21 protein-coding genes and 1 riboswitch are annotated in these 21,039 nt (G+C 40.0%); of the genes, 3 read left to right on the forward strand and 18 right to left on the reverse strand.

Annotation, left to right across the window (positions count from 1 at the left end):
• Positions 1 to 82: 82 nt before the first annotated feature.
• The 10 genes from I7804_RS01820 to I7804_RS01865 form a co-directional block, all read right to left on the reverse strand.
• Positions 83 to 1,252 carry a hypothetical protein gene (locus I7804_RS01820; protein WP_248404650.1) on the reverse strand — a complete coding sequence of 390 codons (1,170 nt, stop codon included), beginning with the start codon at positions 1,250 to 1,252 and terminating at the stop codon, positions 83 to 85.
• Positions 1,249 to 1,872, reverse strand: coding sequence for an RNA polymerase sigma factor (locus tag I7804_RS01825; RefSeq protein ID WP_248404651.1), 624 nt, complete (start codon positions 1,870 to 1,872; stop codon positions 1,249 to 1,251). The genes I7804_RS01820 and I7804_RS01825 overlap by 4 nt, the downstream gene beginning before the upstream one ends.
• A gap of 193 nt (positions 1,873 to 2,065) precedes the next feature.
• A complete protein-coding gene (locus I7804_RS01830) occupies positions 2,066 to 2,710 on the reverse strand; it encodes a prolipoprotein diacylglyceryl transferase family protein (protein ID WP_110072507.1) in 645 nt (214 codons plus the stop codon).
• A gap of 2 nt (positions 2,711 to 2,712) precedes the next feature.
• Positions 2,713 to 3,153, reverse strand: coding sequence for a hypothetical protein (locus I7804_RS01835; RefSeq protein WP_248404652.1), 441 nt, complete (start codon positions 3,151 to 3,153; stop codon positions 2,713 to 2,715).
• A 176-nt stretch (positions 3,154 to 3,329) separates the two neighbouring features.
• The gene (gene ribE / locus I7804_RS01840; RefSeq protein ID WP_022757330.1) at positions 3,330 to 3,800 is read right to left on the reverse strand and encodes a 6,7-dimethyl-8-ribityllumazine synthase; all 471 of its coding nucleotides are present in this window, start codon (positions 3,798 to 3,800) and stop codon (positions 3,330 to 3,332) included.
• A 1-nt stretch (position 3,801) separates the two neighbouring features.
• Positions 3,802 to 3,954 (reverse strand): hypothetical protein, encoded by a 153-nt coding sequence (locus tag I7804_RS01845; protein WP_248404653.1) that lies wholly within the window; start codon positions 3,952 to 3,954, stop codon positions 3,802 to 3,804.
• Positions 3,944 to 5,188, reverse strand: coding sequence for a bifunctional 3,4-dihydroxy-2-butanone-4-phosphate synthase/GTP cyclohydrolase II (locus I7804_RS01850; protein WP_248404654.1), 1,245 nt, complete (start codon positions 5,186 to 5,188; stop codon positions 3,944 to 3,946). Before I7804_RS01850 ends, I7804_RS01845 begins: the two co-directional genes overlap by 11 nt.
• 56 nt (positions 5,189 to 5,244) lie before the next feature.
• Positions 5,245 to 5,958, reverse strand: a complete 714-nt coding sequence (ribE, locus tag I7804_RS01855) for a riboflavin synthase (RefSeq protein WP_248404655.1) — start codon at positions 5,956 to 5,958, stop codon at positions 5,245 to 5,247.
• A gap of 5 nt (positions 5,959 to 5,963) precedes the next feature.
• Positions 5,964 to 7,172 carry a bifunctional diaminohydroxyphosphoribosylaminopyrimidine deaminase/5-amino-6-(5-phosphoribosylamino)uracil reductase RibD gene (gene ribD, locus I7804_RS01860; RefSeq protein ID WP_420314858.1) on the reverse strand — a complete coding sequence of 403 codons (1,209 nt, stop codon included), beginning with the start codon at positions 7,170 to 7,172 and terminating at the stop codon, positions 5,964 to 5,966.
• 385 nt (positions 7,173 to 7,557) lie between these two features.
• A riboswitch (FMN riboswitch) is annotated at positions 7,558 to 7,672 on the reverse strand.
• Between the two features lie 79 nt (positions 7,673 to 7,751).
• Positions 7,752 to 8,375 (reverse strand): ECF transporter S component, encoded by a 624-nt coding sequence (locus I7804_RS01865; RefSeq protein ID WP_034490026.1) that lies wholly within the window; start codon positions 8,373 to 8,375, stop codon positions 7,752 to 7,754.
• A 436-nt stretch (positions 8,376 to 8,811) separates the two neighbouring features.
• Here I7804_RS01865 and I7804_RS01870 point away from each other — a divergent pair, with 436 nt between their 5' ends.
• A complete protein-coding gene (locus I7804_RS01870) occupies positions 8,812 to 10,335 on the forward strand; it encodes an alanine/glycine:cation symporter family protein (protein WP_248404657.1) in 1,524 nt (507 codons plus the stop codon).
• A 236-nt stretch (positions 10,336 to 10,571) separates the two neighbouring features.
• On the opposite strand, the gene I7804_RS19045 is transcribed toward I7804_RS01870, so the two are convergent.
• The 4 genes from I7804_RS19045 to I7804_RS01890 form a co-directional block, all read right to left on the reverse strand.
• Entirely contained in the window at positions 10,572 to 10,724 is a 153-nt protein-coding gene (locus I7804_RS19045) for a hypothetical protein (RefSeq protein ID WP_331477841.1), read from the reverse strand.
• Positions 10,725 to 10,833: 109 nt separating this feature from the next.
• Positions 10,834 to 11,580, reverse strand: a complete 747-nt coding sequence (locus I7804_RS01880) for a cellulose binding domain-containing protein (RefSeq protein WP_248404659.1) — start codon at positions 11,578 to 11,580, stop codon at positions 10,834 to 10,836.
• Positions 11,581 to 11,595: 15 nt separating this feature from the next.
• Positions 11,596 to 13,278 (reverse strand): glycoside hydrolase family 9 protein, encoded by a 1,683-nt coding sequence (locus I7804_RS01885; protein ID WP_248404660.1) that lies wholly within the window; start codon positions 13,276 to 13,278, stop codon positions 11,596 to 11,598.
• A gap of 593 nt (positions 13,279 to 13,871) precedes the next feature.
• Positions 13,872 to 14,654: an aminoglycoside N(3)-acetyltransferase gene (locus I7804_RS01890; RefSeq protein WP_248404661.1), complete on the reverse strand. Its 783-nt coding sequence runs from the start codon at positions 14,652 to 14,654 to the stop codon at positions 13,872 to 13,874.
• 524 nt (positions 14,655 to 15,178) lie between these two features.
• On the opposite strand from I7804_RS01890, the gene I7804_RS01895 reads away from it, so the two are divergent.
• Positions 15,179 to 16,138: an AEC family transporter gene (locus I7804_RS01895; protein WP_248404662.1), complete on the forward strand. Its 960-nt coding sequence runs from the start codon at positions 15,179 to 15,181 to the stop codon at positions 16,136 to 16,138.
• A gap of 129 nt (positions 16,139 to 16,267) precedes the next feature.
• Here the strand turns inward: I7804_RS01895 and I7804_RS01900 are convergent, their stop codons facing one another.
• From I7804_RS01900 to I7804_RS01915, 4 genes are all read right to left on the reverse strand, one after another.
• Positions 16,268 to 17,158 (reverse strand): aminoglycoside 6-adenylyltransferase, encoded by an 891-nt coding sequence (locus I7804_RS01900; protein ID WP_248404663.1) that lies wholly within the window; start codon positions 17,156 to 17,158, stop codon positions 16,268 to 16,270.
• 47 nt (positions 17,159 to 17,205) lie between these two features.
• Positions 17,206 to 17,961, reverse strand: a complete 756-nt coding sequence (locus tag I7804_RS01905) for a class I SAM-dependent methyltransferase (protein ID WP_248404664.1) — start codon at positions 17,959 to 17,961, stop codon at positions 17,206 to 17,208.
• A 32-nt stretch (positions 17,962 to 17,993) separates the two neighbouring features.
• Complete coding sequence (locus I7804_RS01910; RefSeq protein WP_248404665.1) at positions 17,994 to 18,755, reverse strand: GNAT family N-acetyltransferase; 762 nt, start codon at positions 18,753 to 18,755, stop codon at positions 17,994 to 17,996.
• Between the two features lie 185 nt (positions 18,756 to 18,940).
• Positions 18,941 to 19,549, reverse strand: coding sequence for an SAP domain-containing protein (locus I7804_RS01915; protein WP_248404667.1), 609 nt, complete (start codon positions 19,547 to 19,549; stop codon positions 18,941 to 18,943).
• Positions 19,550 to 19,870: 321 nt separating this feature from the next.
• On the opposite strand from I7804_RS01915, the gene I7804_RS01920 reads away from it, so the two are divergent.
• A complete protein-coding gene (locus tag I7804_RS01920; RefSeq protein WP_248404669.1) occupies positions 19,871 to 20,974 on the forward strand; it encodes a GNAT family N-acetyltransferase in 1,104 nt (367 codons plus the stop codon).
• The last annotated feature ends 65 nt before the right edge of the window (positions 20,975 to 21,039 follow it).

A 21,039-nucleotide genomic window follows, 5' to 3' on the forward strand; every position in this document is an offset into this window, starting at 1 on the left:
TTTTGAACACACAAGAATAGACCTCAGATACATCTCTGAGGCCTATCATTATGTGTTCAAAAAGGATCATCGTTTATCATTATCAGCTCTTGGGTACATATATTACAAAAGTAACTGTCCCATCCTCATTGAGAGTATATGTTTCTATCCAAAGATCTGATAATCCTTCTGATGATGCCCATCCAAATCTGTCACTCATGCCTGCCACACCATCAGGAAACAGATCATCGACTGCCACACACCCATTTCCGGAGCCGCCTGAAGGAATCACGTACTCATAATTTATTAAGCCATCCTTATCAGGAGTAAGTATCTGTCTTGTGGATTCTACCGGCTCGGCATATTCATCAATATTGTCTATAGTCAGCTTTGCCATGAATTCTTCTACATCTGCAGGCAGTTCCTGAGAAAGTTCATTCTCATCAGCCTCATCCGGATTGTTGATCTTCTCAAGAATAGCATTTGCTTTATCCTGATCAGCTTTTGAAGCTTCAATTGGAAGGACAAACAGGGCATTCACACCGCTGTAGTCACTGTTCCTTGATAATGAACCGGTATTTGTATCGTAAATATAAGCCTCAGAATTATAGAAAGATCCATCAGATACACCTAAGTATATTTTACGATCTGCAAATGCTTCAATGTTTTCAACTTCCATGATTCTATACTGAACTCCGTTTTCTACAACAGCCAAATACCCTCCTGCATTCAGTGAAAAAATATTATACTGGGCAGGATCTAAGCCCTCAATATATGGTGATACCAGAAAATCTTCTTTTCCATAATCATCGCTTGATGTGTCAGGCATAGGCGAACCATCTGTTCTACTGATCGCAACAGCAGCATATGTATTATCACTGATTATTTCTCCATTATCTATAGAGATGTATTCAGACAGATTTTGACCTGATACAAGCCCAAGGAGAGTTACATCATAGTCCTCAAAATGCTGAGTTTGAGCTTCCTTTAGAAGATTATCCGAAACAAAACCTTCAGCAAGTTTATTCTCAGATAGAGCTGATGCCACTTCCTGTGCTGATAAGTATTTCAGAGCAGCATATGCTGTTACGGAAGAAAGTGCAATCACCAAAGCAAAAATAGCTGCTGCAGATAATGAAAACTTATGTTTAAGCGGAACAATTCTTTTCATGTTAATCTCCTTGTTAGCTTCTAATATTTTCCGGTTCAGGTTGATAGATGGTTTCTCCATAGGAGAAAGTGCTTCATATAATACATCATCCATATTTTTCATCTGGCAATTACCTCCTCACCCGTGCTTTCAGTCAGTTTTCTAAAGAGCAAAGCCTTCGCCTGATGGAGCCGGCTCTTAACAGTTCCCTCAGGAATGCCAAGCAGTTCTGATATTTCTGCCATCTTTCTGTTCTCCATATAATAAAGCAGAACCACAATTTTCATCTTTTCCGGAAGTGCTGCTACACATTTTCTCACGAAAGCTCCATCTTCATTTCTTATGATGCGTTCCTCCAGTTGATCAGAATATTCCGGACTGATATCAAGCTGAGCTTGTGGAAGATATTTTTCTTCTTCAATCTTCTTTCTCCAGGCAAATTTCCTTTTCTTATCTTTCCAAAGATTTACAGAAACAGATAGTAACATGTTTTTCATATCATCATATCCGCTTTGAAGTTTTGGACTTTCCATGACTTTTAAAAAAGTGTCCTGATAGAGATCATCTGCTTCCTGCCGGCTTTTGGTAAGATAGCAGCAAAAAGAATATATATCCCTGCCATACTTTTCTATTACATACTCAAGTTCTGTTTGTTTCATTTGATCACCATAGTTTTTCAAGACGTCTTGTATTTTGAAAGCTTTCATTAATCCTTTCACAGATATATCGTAATAAGGCGTCAAAAAGGTTCATTTATATAAAAAATAGCCTCCGGATTTATAAAATCAGAAGGCTATAATCTTTATTTTTGTTCTTCCTTTATATATTTACATTCAAAAGTCCTCTGAGAATCGTCATACCATTCTCTTCTGTCAAGGTTCTTGCGTTTTACTTCCAGCAAATCTGTAACTCCGTTTCTTGCATATTAATCATTATCTAGCTCTTGGATTCATGGCGCTTCCTTACGATTACATATACTATTAGTATTATAACTATCGTAAGACACATTATCTGATTGGTACTAATAATCCTACCTTCATGTGTATCTCTTAGAAAATCAAGTAGTATCTTAGCTACAGCATATATAACAGATGCCACGAAGGGATTGTACATATCTTTATAATATATAATCATGGAAAAAATATATAACAATATAAAGATAACAACTTCAGTTATCTGCACAGGAAAAAGATTCCCTTTGTCTGTAGCAATATGAAATATACCATCGTAGCAAATTCCGGCACAGCATCCGGCAAAAGAGCAGCCTATTTTACCAACTCCGTACATAAGAGGAAGGCTTAGAGTATAAGCTATCCAAAAATCTTTTCGGTACTGAGGCGTTATAAATCCGAATACTATCACTCCAAGTATAAGTCCTAAAGCTCCTCCCGTACTATTAAGTCCGCAGCTCTTGGCGCCTGATAATATGACTGTTACGATAAGCGCCATATAAAATGTAAATGTCATCTCCAAAATAACAGATAATCCTATAATAGATGCTTTTACATTTTGTCTTTTAAGTACAAGTGCTGCAGACAAAAGTCCCAGCACAAATGATGTTAAAATCATTAAACGATACATGGTCACCCCATCTCCAGACAGGAAATAAATCCTCCGCTGCAACTACCAATCGCGCTTGAGCATGCGATAACGAGTAATAGCATCATCAAGAAAAATAATATAAGCTCCGTTATATAGATGATGACAAGCACTCTGGCAAAAGTACTTCTGGGATACCTGACTATCGCGACTATAGCAAGGACATATCCGGATATAAGCAACAAGCCCGGTACAGCTTCGGTGAACATAGCCATGACATCTATTAATAGATCAAAGAACTGATTACTCACGATAAGTATCAGATTGGCCAGTGCCCAGCACACAAGAGATGCAGTACATAAAGTCTTGCATGTAGCACTGTGGTTGTCATTATATTTTTTCTGTTGTTTGATAGCCTCCTTGGCAATATACTCAGGCACAGCCGGACCATTTGTTATATTAGTGTTCTGTTCGTTCTCTCCCATATGATTCCCTCTGTAAAAAAATGTCTTTTGAACCTCACGACATATTTTACATTATTATTGCTGAATCAACCACAAAAATCCCTTCTGCCTTGCCGAAACTGATAGGTTATAAACTGCCGGTTCCAAAATGGCCGAAGGGATATATTCATGAGATACATTTATGAAATATGATATGATCAGATCTGGTCTATAAGGTTTACCATTTCTATAGCTGAAAGAGCGCAGTCGTAGCCTTTATTGCCAGCCTTGGATCCGGCTCTTTCTATTGCCTGCTCGATATTCTCTGTAGTTACTACTCCAAAGAGTACCGGAACACCTGTAGACAGGCCTACCTGTGCAACGCCCTTGGATACTTCATTACATACATAATCATAGTGAGATGTTGATCCTCTTATAACTGCGCCTACTGCAATAACAGCGTCATACTTGCCGCTTGCTGCCATCTTCTGTGCGATAAGTGGGATCTCAAAAGCTCCCGGTACCCATGCTGTCACGATATTGTCTTCATCTACTCCGTGTCTTCTAAGACCATCTACTGCCCCTCCAACAAGCTTATTAACAATGATCTCGTTAAATCTGGATGCTACGATTCCGACTTTCATTCCTTCTTTTGCTACAAGTTTTCCTTCAAGTAAATTTGTGCTCATTTCATGTCCTTCTTTCTTTACTTTTTAATTTTATGCTATTGTTATTATTTTTATTAACTTTTTCAGATCTCAGCCTGCAATTATTATTAGTTCTTTGTTCTGGATTTTGTTCTGCAAGTTTTATTAGCTTTTGTTTTAAGAACTCATCCTGCATATTTGGGCTGTATCTTCTTGGTGCTCTCATTTAGGAAGATATGGCCCATTTTCTTTTCCTTAGTAAGCATATAGAACTCATCGTACTGCTGGGCTTCTATCTCTATTGGGATGCGCTTGTTTATAGAAAGGCCCAGTCCGTCAAGGCCATACACTTTGCTGGGGTTGTTGGTCAGGAGGTTAAGGGACTTAACTCCAAGGTCTCTTAGTATCTGGGCTCCTACCCAGTACTCGCGAAGGTCAGGTGCAAAGCCAAGTTCCAGATTAGCTTCTACTGTATCTCTGCCCTGTTCCTGAAGTTCATAGGCTTTTAATTTATTGATAAGGCCTATGCCTCTTCCTTCCTGACGCATGTATAGAAGGATGCCTCTGCCTTCTTTCTCTATCTGTGAAAGAGCCGCTGAGAGCTGCTTGCCACAGTCGCACCTAAGGGACCCGAACACATCACCTGTAAGGCACTCAGAATGCACCCTGCACAGCACACCCTCTCCATCTCCTATATCGCCCTTAACCAGTGCGATGTGGTGCTCACCTGTAACATCGCTGACATAGCCGTATGCCTTGAACATGCCATACTGCGTAGGAAGATTGACTGTTGCCTCTCTTACAACGTGCTTTTCATGGATTCTGATATAGTCCTGGATATCTTTGATCGTGATAAAAGTAAGTCCGTACTCATTTGAGAGTCTCTTAAGCCCATCTGCTCTCATCATGTGACCATCTTCCTGCATTATCTCGCAACAAAGGCCGCACTCCTTAAGACCTGCAAGTCGCATCAGATCTACGGTTGCTTCGGTATGTCCATTACGGATGAGGACTCCGCCCTTTTTGGCCACAAGAGGGAACATATGTCCAGGTCTTCTGAAGTCCTCGGGCTTTGCATCATCAGATACTGTCTTCATAGCTGTAAGCGATCTATCGTAAGCTGAGATTCCTGTGCTGGTATCTACATGGTCTATGGATACTGTAAATGCTGTCTCGTGATTGTCTGTATTGTCTGTTACCATCATCGGTATATTAAGCTTTGCTGCTATGTCGCCGCTCATGGGCATGCAGATAAGGCCCTTACCGATACTGGCCATGAAGTTGAGATTCTCCGGAGTTGCATATTCTGCAGCGCAGATAAGGTCTCCTTCATTCTCTCTGTCATCATCGTCTGCAACTACTATGATCTTGCCATTCTTAAGATCTTCAAGAGCCTTAACTACAGATGCCTGGTCAAAATTTGGGTTCATATTCTATCCTTCTTTCTATTCATTACTCAGTCTTGTTACTTTAGTAGAGTGGTATATTAAAATCCGTGTTCTTCAAGAAAATCCATTGTTATACCGCTATGCGACAGCGTATTTGTATTATGAGAAGATCCTGTTAAACCTTCCGTTTTTAGATCACTTCTGTTTTCTTTGACATGGCTGCCTGTCATTCCCAGAAGCTTCATGACATATTTTCCAATAACATCATTTTCCAGATTGACGATATCTCCTTTTTTCTTATCAAGAAGAGTTGTCTGGGATCCTGTATGTGGGATGACTGATACGCTGAAGGTCTTACTACCAACATCAGTAACAGTAAGGCTGATGCCATCTATACAGATGGAACCTTTTTCTATGATCAGGCTTAAGATATCTTCAGAAGCTTCTATAGTTACGCGAATAGCTATGCTATCTCGTATAAGTGATACGATCCTGCCCGTTCCGTCTATATGGCCACTGACTATGTGACCGCCAAACCTACCGTCTGCTGCCATCGCTCTTTCAAGATTGACATGCTCCATAGTTTTAAGGCTTCCAAGTCCTGTCCTGTTAAGGGTTTCCGGCATGACATCTGCCGTGAATGATGTATCGTCCATGGAAGTGACTGTAAGGCATACGCCGTTAACTGCTATGCTGTCTCCTATATTAGTACCTTCCAAAACCATGTGAGCTCCTACTCGGATATAGGAGCTTGTGCCTTGCAGATGCTTTGCAAGGAGCTTTCCCTTTTCTTCAATTATTCCTGTGAACATATGTTTTACCTTCTGTCTGGGGCATTATCATTATTGTTTTTTCGTTTTACTTCATACTCGATCAGCACATCTGTATCAAAAGCTCTTATCTCTGGATCAGACAATCTTATACTCTCTTTCATTTTGGTAATCCCGATATCTGCTACAGGTGTATATATACCTATACCTCCTACTATCTGCGCACCAACAAATGTGTATATCTTGTTGACTTTGCCGGCTTCAAGGAATGCTGCATTTATATGCTTGCCGCCTTCTACCAGTATCCCGTCTATATGGAGCAGGCCAAGCTGACGCAAAAGGTCATCAACACTTATATGCTCGCCTTCATCTACATGCCTATTCTTAGATGCATCCGTAAGATCATCCTGACCACATCTTACTTCACCATTAGAAGCTACTCCCAGCGCAGTAACTCCCATGGACTTAAGCGCAGATATCTTTTTTCTAATAGCATCTGAATATTCCAGATCATCGGCCCCATCATGAAGATACTTGTCCAGGCAGGCAACTATTAATGGCGCCTCATTTACAGTCTTTACCAGATTGCAGTCAAGGGGGATCTTCAAGTGACTATCCATGACAATCCTTATAGGATTTCTGGTTCCCGGAAGCCGGCAGGTCAGCATCGGATCATCAGTAAGAACAGTACCTATCCCTACAAGAATACCTGTGTAGTAGTTCCTAAGCTCATGGACGTATGCCCTGGCACTTTCTCCTGTGATCCATTTGGAATCCCCAAAGTCTGTAGCGATCCTGCCATCAGCTGTCATCGCGTACTTCAAGGCCACATATGGTTCTTTGCCAGTAATATAATGGAAGAAAACAGGGTTTATAGCATCGCACTCATCCTTTAGGTAATCTTCTACTACTTCTATCCCATGCTCTCTTAGAAAGGCTGTGCCCTTACCACCTACAAGAGGGTTAGGATCTCTTGAGCCTATAACTACTCTCTCTATCCCCGCTTCTACTATGGCAAGTGTGCAGGGAGGCTGTTTGCCATAATGACAGCACGGCTCAAGAGTCACATATATAGTCCCACCCTGAGCGCTTTCCTTAAGATGCCTTATAGCATCCCTTTCAGCATGAAGATCGCCATATCTGTGATGATAGCCTTCACCTATAACTCTGCCATCCTTGACTATCACTGCTCCTACCATGGGATTGGGATTAGTACGTCCCTTGGCTGATAGTGCCAGTTCGATAGCTCGCCTCATATATTGCGGATCAAGATCAGATTCTATTGAGGAATTAACATACTGCGAAGCAGTGCATACTAGGTTGTTTTGATTCAATTGTTCCCCCTTTTCTTCGGGGATATGGGAATCCGATAAGATGATGAGTAAATGGCTTAGATATTATAAGCCCAGAAGAATACCGACTAATATGATAAGAATTATCCCCTTAGAACCAATAAAAAATGTGCCCCTTCGGAAAGAGACACATCACCATCTTAAAGATTCATATACTATATCTGTATTTATATCAATAAATAGTAATTATGATAATACTACTAATCCGATAATAAGTAGCTACATACAATAATAGCTATATCATCAATATTGATATAATCTTATAACTATAGATACAAGTACGAAGGTAATCCTACTTCTCTCATCCAGACTTTACTGTCGGCCCCGGAATCTCACCAGGTCATGCCATAAGGCTCGCGGGCTATACCGCCGGTTGGGAATCGCACCCAGCCCCGAAGTTTATTATTAGTATTTAATTTTATGTAAGCATAAGCTTACGCCACATAGTATAGATTAGTTTTTATATACTTGTCAAATACATTTTTATGCAACTGTTTTGGATTCAGAATAGTTTCCATCTACTGCTCCAAGAAGACCTGTCTTAAATAGAACAGGACGAAGTGCAAGATATATGATCACTCCTATTATGGAATTGGTAACAGCATTGATAACAGTCACTGTACTGGTAACTGCAAGAAGTGAACCGATGGCTGACTGGGCTTTGTCTGCATTAGGTATGAGAATGGTATACCAGATATATTTAAGGATCGGCTCAAACACGCAGTTAAAAGCAAGACCGGCTACTGCTGCAATTATGGACCATCTTACAATATAAGCCTTATCATGATTGTGGGATATGCTTGCAACTTTATGTGCAACAAGGCCTACGATAAGTCCTATAAGCAGCTTACAGATAAATGTTCTGGGAGCTGTTGCTGCAAATCCGCCGAGGATATCCGCTATTGAAAGTCCAATAGCACCTGCAAAGCCGCCATATACGCCGCCAAGAAGCAGTGCTCCAAGCACAACAAATGCATTACCTACATGAATCTTGGTTCCCGCCGCATCTATTGCAGGAAATACTGTATATCCTACATAACAAAGTGCAGCCATAAGACCTGCATATGCAAGCTTTAATAGTCTTTGGTTCTTTTCTGTCTTTTTCATAATGTCCTCCCTTTATAAGCGAATTAATATCATATGGGTCAGGTGTCATAAGTTTCCTTAGCCATCATATGACGATAGATAATGAAGCATGTCAAAAGATGGATGAGATATTATTCACTCAGACTTTTTGTTTCAGATAATATAACACTGATCTGATCTTGATGATATTACCAATTATGCAAAAATAATTAATACCAGTTTGATTGGTATGTAAAATTTTAACAAAAAATACGTCCAGCAAAGACAAATGTTTTTATGTATGGACATTTTTTCTCTTTATTTTGTTGTTTTAATGTGGTAAAGTAAAGAAGTGCATGTTTATGCATTACTTGGATATTGCTTTTTTAATGCCACATCGATGCCAGTGCACCAACTCATTCATATTTGGTCAAATATAAATGAGTCAGCACACTAGATTACAGGAACGGAGAGTATTATGAATAATTTTTTATCTACGGTAGAAAACGTCAACAACGCTGTAAACGGCTTTGTATGGGGACTTCCAATGCTTATCCTCTTGGTAGGAACCGGAATCCTTATGACATGCCTTACCCGCTTTTTCCAGATATCACATATCAAGCACTGGATATCCAATACCATCGGCGGAATATTCAAAGACTCTCATGTAACTGCGCATACTAAGAAGAATGACACGCAGATATCCCAGTTCCAGAGCCTATGTACTGCCCTTGCAGCTACGATAGGAACCGGCAATATCGCAGGTGTTGCTGCTGCCATCGTTTCCGGAGGTCCCGGTGCAATATTCTGGATGTGGATCGTCGCTTTCTTTGGAATGATGACCAATTTCTCAGAAAATGTCCTTGGTATCTACTACCGCAGAAGAAATGAACGCAATGAATGGTGCGGCGGTGCCATGTACTACCTTAGCGATGGTCTTGGTTCAAAGCCAGGATGCAGGTATATCGGTTCTATACTTGCTGTTCTTTTTAGTATATTCTGTATATTCGCTTCTTTTGGTATAGGCAACATGGGCCAGATCAATTCTATCGCTGTTAATATGAATACCGCTTTTGGTGTTCCCAGCATAGTCACTGGTATCCTTCTTATGATCATTGCAGCCCTTGTTATAGTAGGTGGTCTTAAGAGGATTGCTTCTGTTACAGAGAAGCTCGTCCCATTCATGGCTATCATCTATATGATATGTGCTATCATCGTATGCCTTGTGCACATCGATCAGTTCTGTGCTGTATTTACTTCCATCATCAAGAGTGCCTTTGGTATGCGCGCTGTAGGCGGCGGTATTGTAGGCAGCGGCGTAGCTATGGCTGTTCAGTGGGGTATGAAAAGAGGTGTGTTCTCTAACGAAGCAGGTCTTGGTTCTTCAGTTATGGTTCACTCAAGTTCTAACGTAAGAGAGCCTGTAGTTCAGGGTATGTGGGGAATCTTCGAAGTATTTGCAGATACTATTATCGTATGTACTATTACTGCATTTGCAGTTCTTTCAAGCGGCCTTGTGGATCTCGAAACAGGAACTGTTATATCAGATCAGGTGTCTACTGCTCTTGTAGCAGAAGCCTTCTCTACTGTATTTGGTAAGTTTGGATATGCATTTATCGCTATTGCGATCCTGCTCTTTGCCTTCTCTACAACTCTTGGCTGGAGCCAGTATGGAAGCAAGGCTTTTGAATACCTCTTTGGAAGAAAAAATATTAAGTTCTACCATATAATCTTCGTAGTGTTCATAGTATTCGGCGCTACTATGGATCTGACACTTGCATGGGATCTGTCTGATACCTTCAATGGTATGATGGCTATACCTAACCTTATCGGTGTCATCTCCTTAAGCGGTACTGTTATGAAGATCACACGCAACTATGTACAGCGTAATATCCTACACCAGAATATAAAGCCAATGCTGTCAGCTATTGATGATATTCAGGAACTTCACGAAAGGGAATTAAGAGAAAAGCTTGAAAATGATGAGGTAGAGACTGCATAAGTGCTGCAAACCAAAATCAGAAAAGTGTTCATCCCTTGGGATTTGCCAGTGCCTGCATTTTATAAATCATTATCACATCAAGAGAGTTTTAGTTTTATCATTACATTCTCCTAATGTGTTGTATAAAACGACAAATATTTAAAAAGCCTTGATAAGCTATGTTTTGAACTTATCAAGGCTTTTTGCAATGCTTTTTTGCAATGCTTTTTTGCAATGCTTTTTTGCAATGCTTTTTATCAGCGATAATAAGCTGTTACTGTTTCACCGTTGTCTCCAAGAGCTACAACATGATCAAGACCTATGAACTTGCCATTAGAACCATCTGTCGTACCATACGTCATCAAGAAGTGTCTGCTCAGTGAAGTCTTTTTTGAACCAGCTCTGTGCATATACAAATGGGCCATAGTCGTGAGGTGAGTATACAAGCTGACAGCATACCGACCAGTGCTCTATTTCGAATAACTCTTTTCATATTATGCATTGAGATTGTCCTTTCCCTCACTCTACTGTCACGCTGATCGATTCACTAACACTGCCTGCACCCTGAATACCGAATTCTGTAGATGAACCCGGCTGTAATGTAGAATTCCAGGCCTCAGGAGTTATAACATAGTAATCACCTGACTCTGCAACTTTGACGCACCAGCTTGAATCAATCGTAACTTCGCTCTTCTTAACTTTGACTGTCCAGCCATCGACTGTAGTATCGGAATTATTCTCAACCTTGATAATAACCTGATATCCACTTCCCCAATTGTTGACTGTATAATCAGCTGTAAGTTCACCTAGCTGCGTGGGTGTTGGATCAGGGTCTGGTACTGGCTCTGGATCTGGTGTTGGCTCTGGATCGGGAGTAGGTGTTGGATCAGGATCCGGTATTGGCTCTGGATCGGGTGTTGGTGTTGGATCCGGAACTGGTGTTGGATCGGGATCCTGAACAGGTTCAGGAGCATAGCCTTCACCTATTACAAGCTTGGATCCTTCGAACAACTGCATACCTGTTGGTGCTGTCATCTGGCTATTGCTTGTGCCGCCAAGGCCTGCAACGCAAGGACTCTTAGAATAGTCCCACTTGCCGGGAGCTGATACTCTTATCTGAAGCTCACACTTGCATTCGCTCTGTCCACCGGGATATATCTTAGCTCCATCAAGGTTAAGGTCTATATAATATATACCTTTTGTATCAGATTCCTTGAATTCGGAGATCTTAACTGCGTGCTGCATGTAAGTTGTTGATACTTTCATGTCTGAAGCACTGTATCACTGTGCGATAACATCACTAAGATCAAAGAACATTCGAAGTGTTAAGTTGTCGGTCAATCTTGCAGGCCATGCTGTATGGTTCTCCATAACAGTCTTGATCTCAACAAAATTGATCGCATTGTTCTTGTCTTCACAGTTGATGCCTGCTGTAAGGACGAACTCTTTGCCATCTGTCTCTTCTATAGCACTAGGGGTCTGAACTGCGCCATATCCGTTTTTCTCATAAAGGTATGCGCATGCGCCTGTAAAACCTGCATTGTAATCACATGCAACTTCGTTGGCCTGATAATCACTGCGGACATCCTTGTAAGAGCTGTCTGATGGAGCTCCAGGGCCGCCAACTATAGCGCCAACAAGTGTATGTCTTGAATTCTCAGGAGCTGCATTAAGGTTGTTGGACCAGCAGCCATGAGCTGCTCTGTGGTGAGGATTCTTAGGAGAGTTCTCATTATAGCCAACCATGAAGTTCTGACCGGAACTACCAAGTGTATAATTAATAGTTCTTTCGATATATGCATTAGCATCTGCGATATGAGCAGCATCTGCATTATCAAGTCCTACATAGATAGTATCTATGAAAGCCTGATTACATGCATAACGTACTGAGCCCCACTCGCTAAGGAATGATAATCCGCCGGGTGTGATTGTTATAGAATTGGAGCCTTCTTTTTTGCCATTCCAGCAGTCAATACTATTCTCAATAACATCATAGTATTCGTCCTTGCCAGTGAGTTCTGCAAGAAGGAGGCATGCTCCAAGGTGAGTATCATCCCAGGACATGGTCCATGAAAATGCAACCTCGTCACCGCCCTGGAACTCTTTGCCAAAGTATGCAGAGTACTGCTCAGCTTTTTCCAGATAAGACTCATCTCCTGTAGCCTTATACAGCCAGCATCCAGCAAGTGAAAGTTCATCATAAAAACCGCTATAAGATGTATAGAATCCATTAGCAGCCTTGTATCCGGAATCGCTCTTAGCTCTCTCTGCCATACCATAAAGAGTCTTTGCATGTTCAAGATATAAAGCGCTTAGTGAAGGATCAGAATCTTTGAATACAAGTGATGCTACTGCAAGGGAAGCAGCTGCTTCACCGGTAACGCAGGATCCGCCACCAGCTGACGTATCATCAACCTTGAATGAAGGTCTGTCCATCTTGAGTTCAACAAGTTCAGGTGCTCCCCAGAAGCCATGGTCCTTGCCACCATCGCCAACCTGATAATAATATGTGCTTGAATCGGGATTACATTTTACGAAATAGTCATTGGCCCACTTGATATCATGAAGCATCCACTTGGCCTGCCCAGACTGGGAATATGCGTCCGGGTTGTTAAGATATGACCAGCCAAGAACCATTGATGAATAAGACATTGGCAGATTGAACTTAACATTATCGCCTGCATCGTACCAGCCGCCTGTAAGATCCAGACCATTGTCAGCACCATCATTTAATCCTGAATCAGCTCTCCAGTTAGTCCTCGAAAGTGTCTCTTCGGACAGCTTACCTGACTCCTGAAGCTGATAGAAAAGCAATGATTTGGCGAGAGCATCCCCATAATTGTAATTGCCTGCAGCATCTGCCGTAACTGTTACTGATGGGAATCTGCAACATGTCGCAAGCAGGACTGCCGACAATGACCCCACTAGAACTTTCTTGCAAAAAGACTTTGTTTCTTTGTGCATTTCAAGGCTTCCTCCTTTAAATGGTTTTGTATTTAGTAATATCAGCGCGCATGATATTAGAATTCGGTATCTCGTAGTATGTATACATTCTCGAATAGTTTTACTACAAAAAGTAACTTGTTAAAGCACTATTATGTATCGAAAAAGCATTTAGTTTCCATCAAACAACTATACAATCAGTATATTTTAGAGAATGAAAAAATTCAGTTTACAAATAACGTAATTTTTACATCAATATCTTCACACTTATATTTTGAGCTAAAAACAAAGCCATCTATAGATGCCATAAATATCATAACTTAAACGTTTACTTTAGTAAATATAGCAAGTTAATATTTGTTAATATCTATTAATATTATTACGCTTTTTATAGATATTAATCACAAAATATCGTACTGTTTTTTCTTGTTTTGTGGATTTTAGTCATTAAAAAAGTATACTTTTAGTATACTTTTTAATGACTGCATCGAATTTATATAAGATAAGAGTTCCATCAAAATATGCTGTCAGCATCTGCACCTAGCGCCTTGACCTTATTTAGGAACAGGAGACAGTTATCAGCTTCCTCCTGATTAAATTCGTAGCCGCAAACTTTATCTTCGATTTTGTTCTATCCAAGAGACAGAATAATCAACCAGCTCTACCTGGCTCATCAATCTTGATTCAGCTTCTCCTATTTTTCCAATGTTAACTTTACTATTTTTTTCAAACTCTAATCCTATATCCTCAAAGTCCTCTCCATCAACAAATAATGTGGAGTATGCTTTCCACACTCGGATGCCGTTCTCTATGATTGCACTGTGTTCTATACAATCATGCTTTCCCGGATAATCTGCTCTGACATCGGCTAAATGTATTGAAGTATTTTTGTCGTAGCCTACCCCAATTAACAAAACCTTAGCATCAAGCTCATAGAGCCTTGCAATTGGAGAACCTTCTCCAAAAATATTAGATAATGAATGATTTTCAGTAAGATACGTAGCATATTTTCCCCAGGCACAGACTGACCTTGCGGGATGATTTGACCTTACACTTCCAGGCCATCTACGAAACATCTCAGCAACCGCTCCCATTGTATTAGTCGGAGTAATATTTTTATCATATGCCGGCCAATTTGCTCTGATTTTGTCCCACTCTGATTCATCCACCTCCCAGTGTACTCCCGTTTCTGGATCCAAATTCTTCCACGACTGGGTCGGCATCATGATTGTGCCTTCAAGACCAACCACATCTATCAACGCTTCAATTACTGTTTGTGCTCCTCCACATACATATCCGATTTTTTTTAAAGATGTATGTACAATAACAACATCTCCTTTTTCTAGTCCAATCCTAATAAAATCATTAATTAACTCTTGCTTAGTTATTGTTTTCATATTAATCACAGAATCCTCTCTAAAAATTATCAAGTAGTGTTCGAAAATAAGCCTATTCCCATTTTAAATTACATATTTACAATTTCATTATTATGCAAAATAATACTATTACTTGATTTAAGAACTCTAAAAAAATCAAGTTTACTGATTTTTTTATGTTGTTTTCTTTTTGATAACAAATACAGAAGGTTTTGATATAAAAAATAAATATATGCCAAACAGTATTTTTGTGATTGCATAGGCATATCCTATTGTTTTATTAACCAAAGACCGCATTGCTTTTTGTTATTAAACTCCAACTTATCCATTCTTCACCCTCCCAAGCGAATCGTTTTCACATATCATTTATGATATCTTTTTCCCAGGCAAATAGGAAGATATATCAAAAACATATTAATATTAAATTCCTACCTGTAACCCCCGGTATATATCAACATTTTAAGTATTTGTTGTTGTTTTTCCTGTGGTATCATATTATACAAATGCAAAACACAGCATGTAATGATTGATAATCGGGGATAAAAATGGAAAATCTGATCTTTAGCTTAAACGCCACTCTACCTATATTTTCACTTATGATCCTGGGATATTTTTTCAATAAAATTGGACTTATAGATGAAAAGGCCGCTTCATGGATGAACAAATTTGTATTTAAAGTTGCTCTTCCGGTTCTTCTTTTTGAAGACCTTGCTAATCAAGACTTTGCAGGAACCTGGAATAGCAAATTTGTCTTTTTCTGCTTTGTTGTCACTATGGTCAGCATCGCAGGAATATACTTGTTATCACGAGTTCTTATAAAGGATACTGCCAAAAGAGGTGAATTCGTGCAGGGTGCATATAGAAGCAGCGCCGCATTACTGGGAATCGCCTTTATACACAACATTTACGGCGAATTAAGTTCCGGTATGGCTCCCCTCATGATACTTGGAAGCGTCCCACTTTATAATATCTTTGCTGTGATAATTCTGATGTTTACTGCTGAGGATAACGGCGAAAGCCAGGATTCAAAGACCATTTTCAAGAAAACTGCTAAGGGAATCCTCACAAATCCTATTATTCTAGGCATCGTGGCAGGTCTTTTATGGTCACTTTTTCAAATTCCAATGCCCAAGATTGGAGAGTCAATTATAAATAATCTTGCAAAGCTCGCTACTCCTCTAGGACTTATGTCTATGGGAGCAACCTTTGATTTCAAAAAAGCAGCAAAGGATGTAAAGCCAGCTCTTACAGCCTCATTCATCAAGTTATTTCTACTGGTTGCCATCTTCATTCCAGTGGCTGTAAGCTTTGGATTTAGAGGCGAACAAATTGTCGCACTTCTAGTAATGCTAGGCTCCGCCACAACAGTTAGCTGCTTCATCATGGCAAAAAGCATGGGCCATGAAGGAACACTTAGTAGCAGCATCATTATGATGACAACCTTTGGATGTTCCTTCTCTCTGGCCTTTTGGCTCTTTTTGTTAAAAACATTTGGGATAATCTGAGGTGAATTCTATATATATTTAGTCATCAAACAATGATGCCCCCAAGGCACAAAACTAAATCCCTTCCTAGTTGCCAGTTAAATTGTCATTATTGTCACGAGTGACGAGATGATTCTAACATTGTCTCGCTCATTCGTCACCCATATTTTCAAAAATGCTTACAGCGTTTTCATCCATTTCTTTCACAGCAACAAAATATTTGAAACTATTATCAGCTTCCTGCCTGTCAAAGACGAAATTGCCATGTTCTGCCACCCATTTTGAAACGTCTATGAACAGCCGGCACATAATTTCCACGGCGCTCCACATGTCGTTTACATCGGTGCCGCAATAAGTGTCCAGATACTTCTGCCACTCTTCCTCAGAGAGCCATTTCTTCATATACTTTCCGGATTTACCGATGCTGACAGAATAATCGGTCAGCTCTCCTATTTTCCAGGAAAGCATCTTTTCAAGCTGCTTTCTGACCACGAAGTTCAACATATCCTGTGCATATGTCACTTCTTTTCTCCAAAGGCCCTTTGCGATATTGTTAAGGCACCACCAGAATTCGTTGCAAACGGCCGCATACTGTTCCTTTGTCGGTCGTTTAACAACATAAGTATCTTCCGACGCTTCAGGAATCTCAGGAAGAATTCCGTCTTTATCCAGCAGAATCTTGCATAAGCTGTCTTCCGTAACGTTTTCCTTTGCATGTGAAATCGATTTAACTGTAAGATCCAGCCTGTTTCCGTCCGTAAATATCATCAGCCAGCCATAGGAGTTTTCTTTATCACTCGGGTAATCCGGATGTTCGTCCGGGTACTGCATAAACAGTATATCCCCGAACCGCCGAATCCACTCCTTGTCCCGAATAAAGGATCCGGTTTCTTCTACGACATAAACAATGTCATAATCCTGAAAAATATCCTTTGGTGCATTGGGATTGGTTCGTGATCCATTCATATAAACGGCACGGATCCTGGCATCTTCCTTCGCTGTACGCAGGATCAGTTCCATCATCTCTTTCTCTGTACGCATCTATATTTTACCCCGCATTGTTGATTGAGAAGTCTTAGACATTTCTTTCAGTTCTTTCTTGCAATCGCAGTAAACTCACCCGGAAGTTTTTCATTCTCCCATGAAGGATGCTCATCAAAACGCTCCAAAGTAAATCCATTTCCTATAATGGAGTTGATGACCTCACTGATGGTGTACTTCCTGTAATGACACTTCGGGATCTGCTTACGGATCTCCTCATCGTAAAATCTTGCGTGAGCCATCTCTCCTTCAAAGATATCTGTGGAGAAATAACTCATGGTAGGCTGCTGTAACCCCAATATATCCGAGATTTTGGTAAAAGGATGAAAGTCACTGCAGATCATCTTTCCACCGGTTTTAAGAAGGTTGTTCATAACTTTCATAAAGGCGTCTATATCATGGAAGTAATGAAGAATTCCACCTTCCATGAATACTACATCAAAGAAACCTGCGTATTTGTTCATATCGATTTCCATAATGTCACAGACTTCGTAGCCCATTTTGACACCTGCTGCATCTGCTGTTTCTACTGCATATTTTTTGTTTGCTTCCGATATGTCAAAAACAGTTACTTCGGATCCCAGAAGTGCCAGCGGAATTGCTTTTTTACCACATGATCCGCATATATTGGCAACTTTGATTCCCTTATATGAATCAAAATAGTTTGCATACTGCTTGAGCATTTTTTCAGGATTTTCTTTATCCTTAGCAGCTCGTTCCTGTGGCGACCCTGCTGTTCTAACCCAGAAATCGTATGCGTCAAACTCCCAGGCTTTCTTATGTTGCATGCTATAATCTTCCAAATGTTTCTCCCCCTTATCAGTTCTTTTTACAATCAAGAATGATCTTCTGTGATCTTAACTGCATCAGTTTCTACCCATGCAGGTCTGAATCCGCTCTTAATGGCAATGTTTTGCGACATGATATTAGCTGCTGCAGTTCCGTAAAAAGGTGTATCGCCCATCTCAATAATCTTGTTCTTTAATAGTGTCACCAGGTAAGTGCCAATTCCTCTTGACCTGTATTCAGGAAGCACATCAATTCCAACCTGCTGCCAGTGCGGCGCATCTTCCGAGCAACCTGCCATTCCCATAATATTATCTCCATCGGTAGCAATGACTACAATCCTGTCAGGCCGCACCGGACAAGGCTCCGGATATGCAATTGCATTGGGGAAGCGCAAATCTCCGTAGAACTTGTTTATTTCACTATCATACAGCCACTTCACCTGAAAACGTTCTGGTACGATTACATCACAGCAGGGTAAAAACATATGATGTGTAGAATTCATCTGATAACCATACTGTTTCAGCTCTTCGTTTATCTTTATAAGATTATCAAGTTCAAACAGTCTATGCCCCTCAACATCTTTGATAAAACCGTGCAAGAACTCATGCAGGCATTCATCAGCCATGATCACTGTGCTTGCTCCAAGTGTCGCCATTTGCAAAAAAGGCATATCTGGGCTGTAGCTTCTTCTGCCATCATTCCATTCTGATTTTGTGATGATGATCTCACCCTTCTTCAAATCTTCCGGAGTACAGTTATAATCAATAGCTATCTGCTTAAAAAGCTTTTCATAATATTTTTTAAACATCTTTTATCATCCTTGCTTATCTTTTTCACTTATGATTTTTTGCAAATTCATATACCTTCTCAGACCATGCCCAAATATCGGCACAGTCGTTTTCTATGTAAAATACTCTATCTTTCAAATTAGCTGGAATGTATGATTCTAGTATATTTCTTTAACGCGAGGAAATGTATAGTTATGTTTCAGAGTTACAAGAACATATCTTTGTACTTTTCGAACAGATCATGAGAATACTCTTTTTTCATATCAGACTCTCTGACAATTTTCCAAAGAGCTGCAGCTGCTTTAAGTCTCTCACTATATATACCGGTTGCTTCGTCCGCGCAGAAATCTTTTACAAACTTATTCCACTGAAGAGCTGACTTATCGTATGTAGCATACGTCTTTTTTCCATAATAGATATCCAAAAGATCTCCAAGTGTAAAACTCTCATCGCCGCTTTCTTTAACTGCTTTTGCAGTAGCAACCATATCGACGTTAAACTTGAAGTTCTCTTCTCCTGTCTGCTGCCTGAAGAACTCACGGAACCTGTTTCCAAATGTGAAGCCGCAGGCTATAAGACTTGTATTCAGCGTGAGCTCGGTTACCACTGCTGTTTTCTTTTTAGCTGGTTTCTTCTTTTCCGGTAAGATCTTTTCACCTGAAAAATAGGCTTCGATAACCTTATTAAGTTCTATCTTGCTGCCGGTCGCTTTAAGCCCATGAGCCTTGCAAATCTTGATAAGTTCGTCTCTATACCAATAGTATTTGCAGAATTCTGTATAATCTTTTATGCTGTCAAATTCAGGTCGTTGCACAATTTATGATCCATCCTTTTGTTTTTCTTTATATAGCTGCAATTGTTTCGTCTTAAGTTTCAGCTAGCTATAATCAAAAATTCAATATATGTTTATTCTCCTAAACACACCCTACAATGATAACATAAAAAAATAAATCATTTCCTGTCTTGCGTTATTTTCTGATATTGTTTTAATATATAAATCATGAAATTAAGAAAGGTGGTAACACACATGGTTATGTTCTTAAAGTTAAGAAATATCTAATAGCATGAAACTTATAGAATAGTTTCATGCTTCGATCAACTCGAAACGAAAACTATTTTTATAAGGAGAATCCAGATGATATTTCAAGACAATATAATTAAAGAGTATTTACGCAACGTTTATTTTATTTCAGGCACTGCTTGCGGCGGCAAGACAACAGTTACTAAGGCGCTCAGTGAAAAATATGGTATTCCCGTTTATATTATTGATGATCAGTTCACAGTTCATCAGCTTATGTCAAACAAAGAACATCAGCCCTCTATGAATACCCGATTCAGAGATGCAGATGAGTTCTTTGGAAGAAGCGTAGAAGAATACAAAAACTGGCTTTTGGGAAATAAGAGAGAGCAGCTCGACTATGTACTTCTTGATCTTATCAAGCTTTCGAGAGATCAGATCATTTTGTGCGATCTCCACATCGTTGTAGAAGAAGCTGACATAATTACAGATCCTTCCAGAATTGCTTTCATGATCTCCAAGCCTGAGAATATTGTGGATACATATTGCAACCGTCCGGATCACAAACCATTCAGCGATTTCATCCACAGTGCAACTGATTACGAAAAAGCCAAGGCAACCTGCGAGCAGACTTTGACTGAACTAAACATTGAAGCATACAACTATATTAAGCAGAGCGATTACTTCAGGGTTGAGCGTGATAATAGCAGAAGTGTTGAAGATACTGCTGCTTTAGTTGCGAATCATTTCGGATGGCGTCTGCTGGATGATCTGTCTATCGAAAAGGTCGATAAAGGAACCGATCTTGCAAATGAACTCCTGTCTTTTATAGAGAACTGTTCTTGGGATGAAGCCAAAGATCACATTGCAGATCTCGTAAGGAACTGGGAATTCACCGATTGGGAGACAATGTTTGTTGCAAAGAGCAAGGGCAAAATAATCGGAATGGCATCCGCCATGAAAGAGGATTATTATCCCCTGCCTGATATTTATCCTTGGATATCCTGTGTATTTGTATCTGAAGAATACCGCGGACAAAGGATCAGCGGAAAGCTGATCGATCATGCAAATGAGTATCTGAAAGAGCATGAATTTAGAAAAAGCTATATCCCAGCACCTGTAGAAAATGTTGGATTGTATGAGCACTACGGATATTCGTTTGTAAAAGAGATCACTAATTACGGTGGCGGTGATGATCTTCTGTATTCAAAAGATATTTAATAATTCTTTTTACAGAAAAATAAGGATTGCATTTTTAAAGGATCGGAGTAAAATCCGATCCTTTT

This window comes from Butyrivibrio fibrisolvens, from assembly GCF_023206215.1.
GTDB classification, from domain to species: domain Bacteria; phylum Bacillota; class Clostridia; order Lachnospirales; family Lachnospiraceae; genus Butyrivibrio; species Butyrivibrio fibrisolvens_C.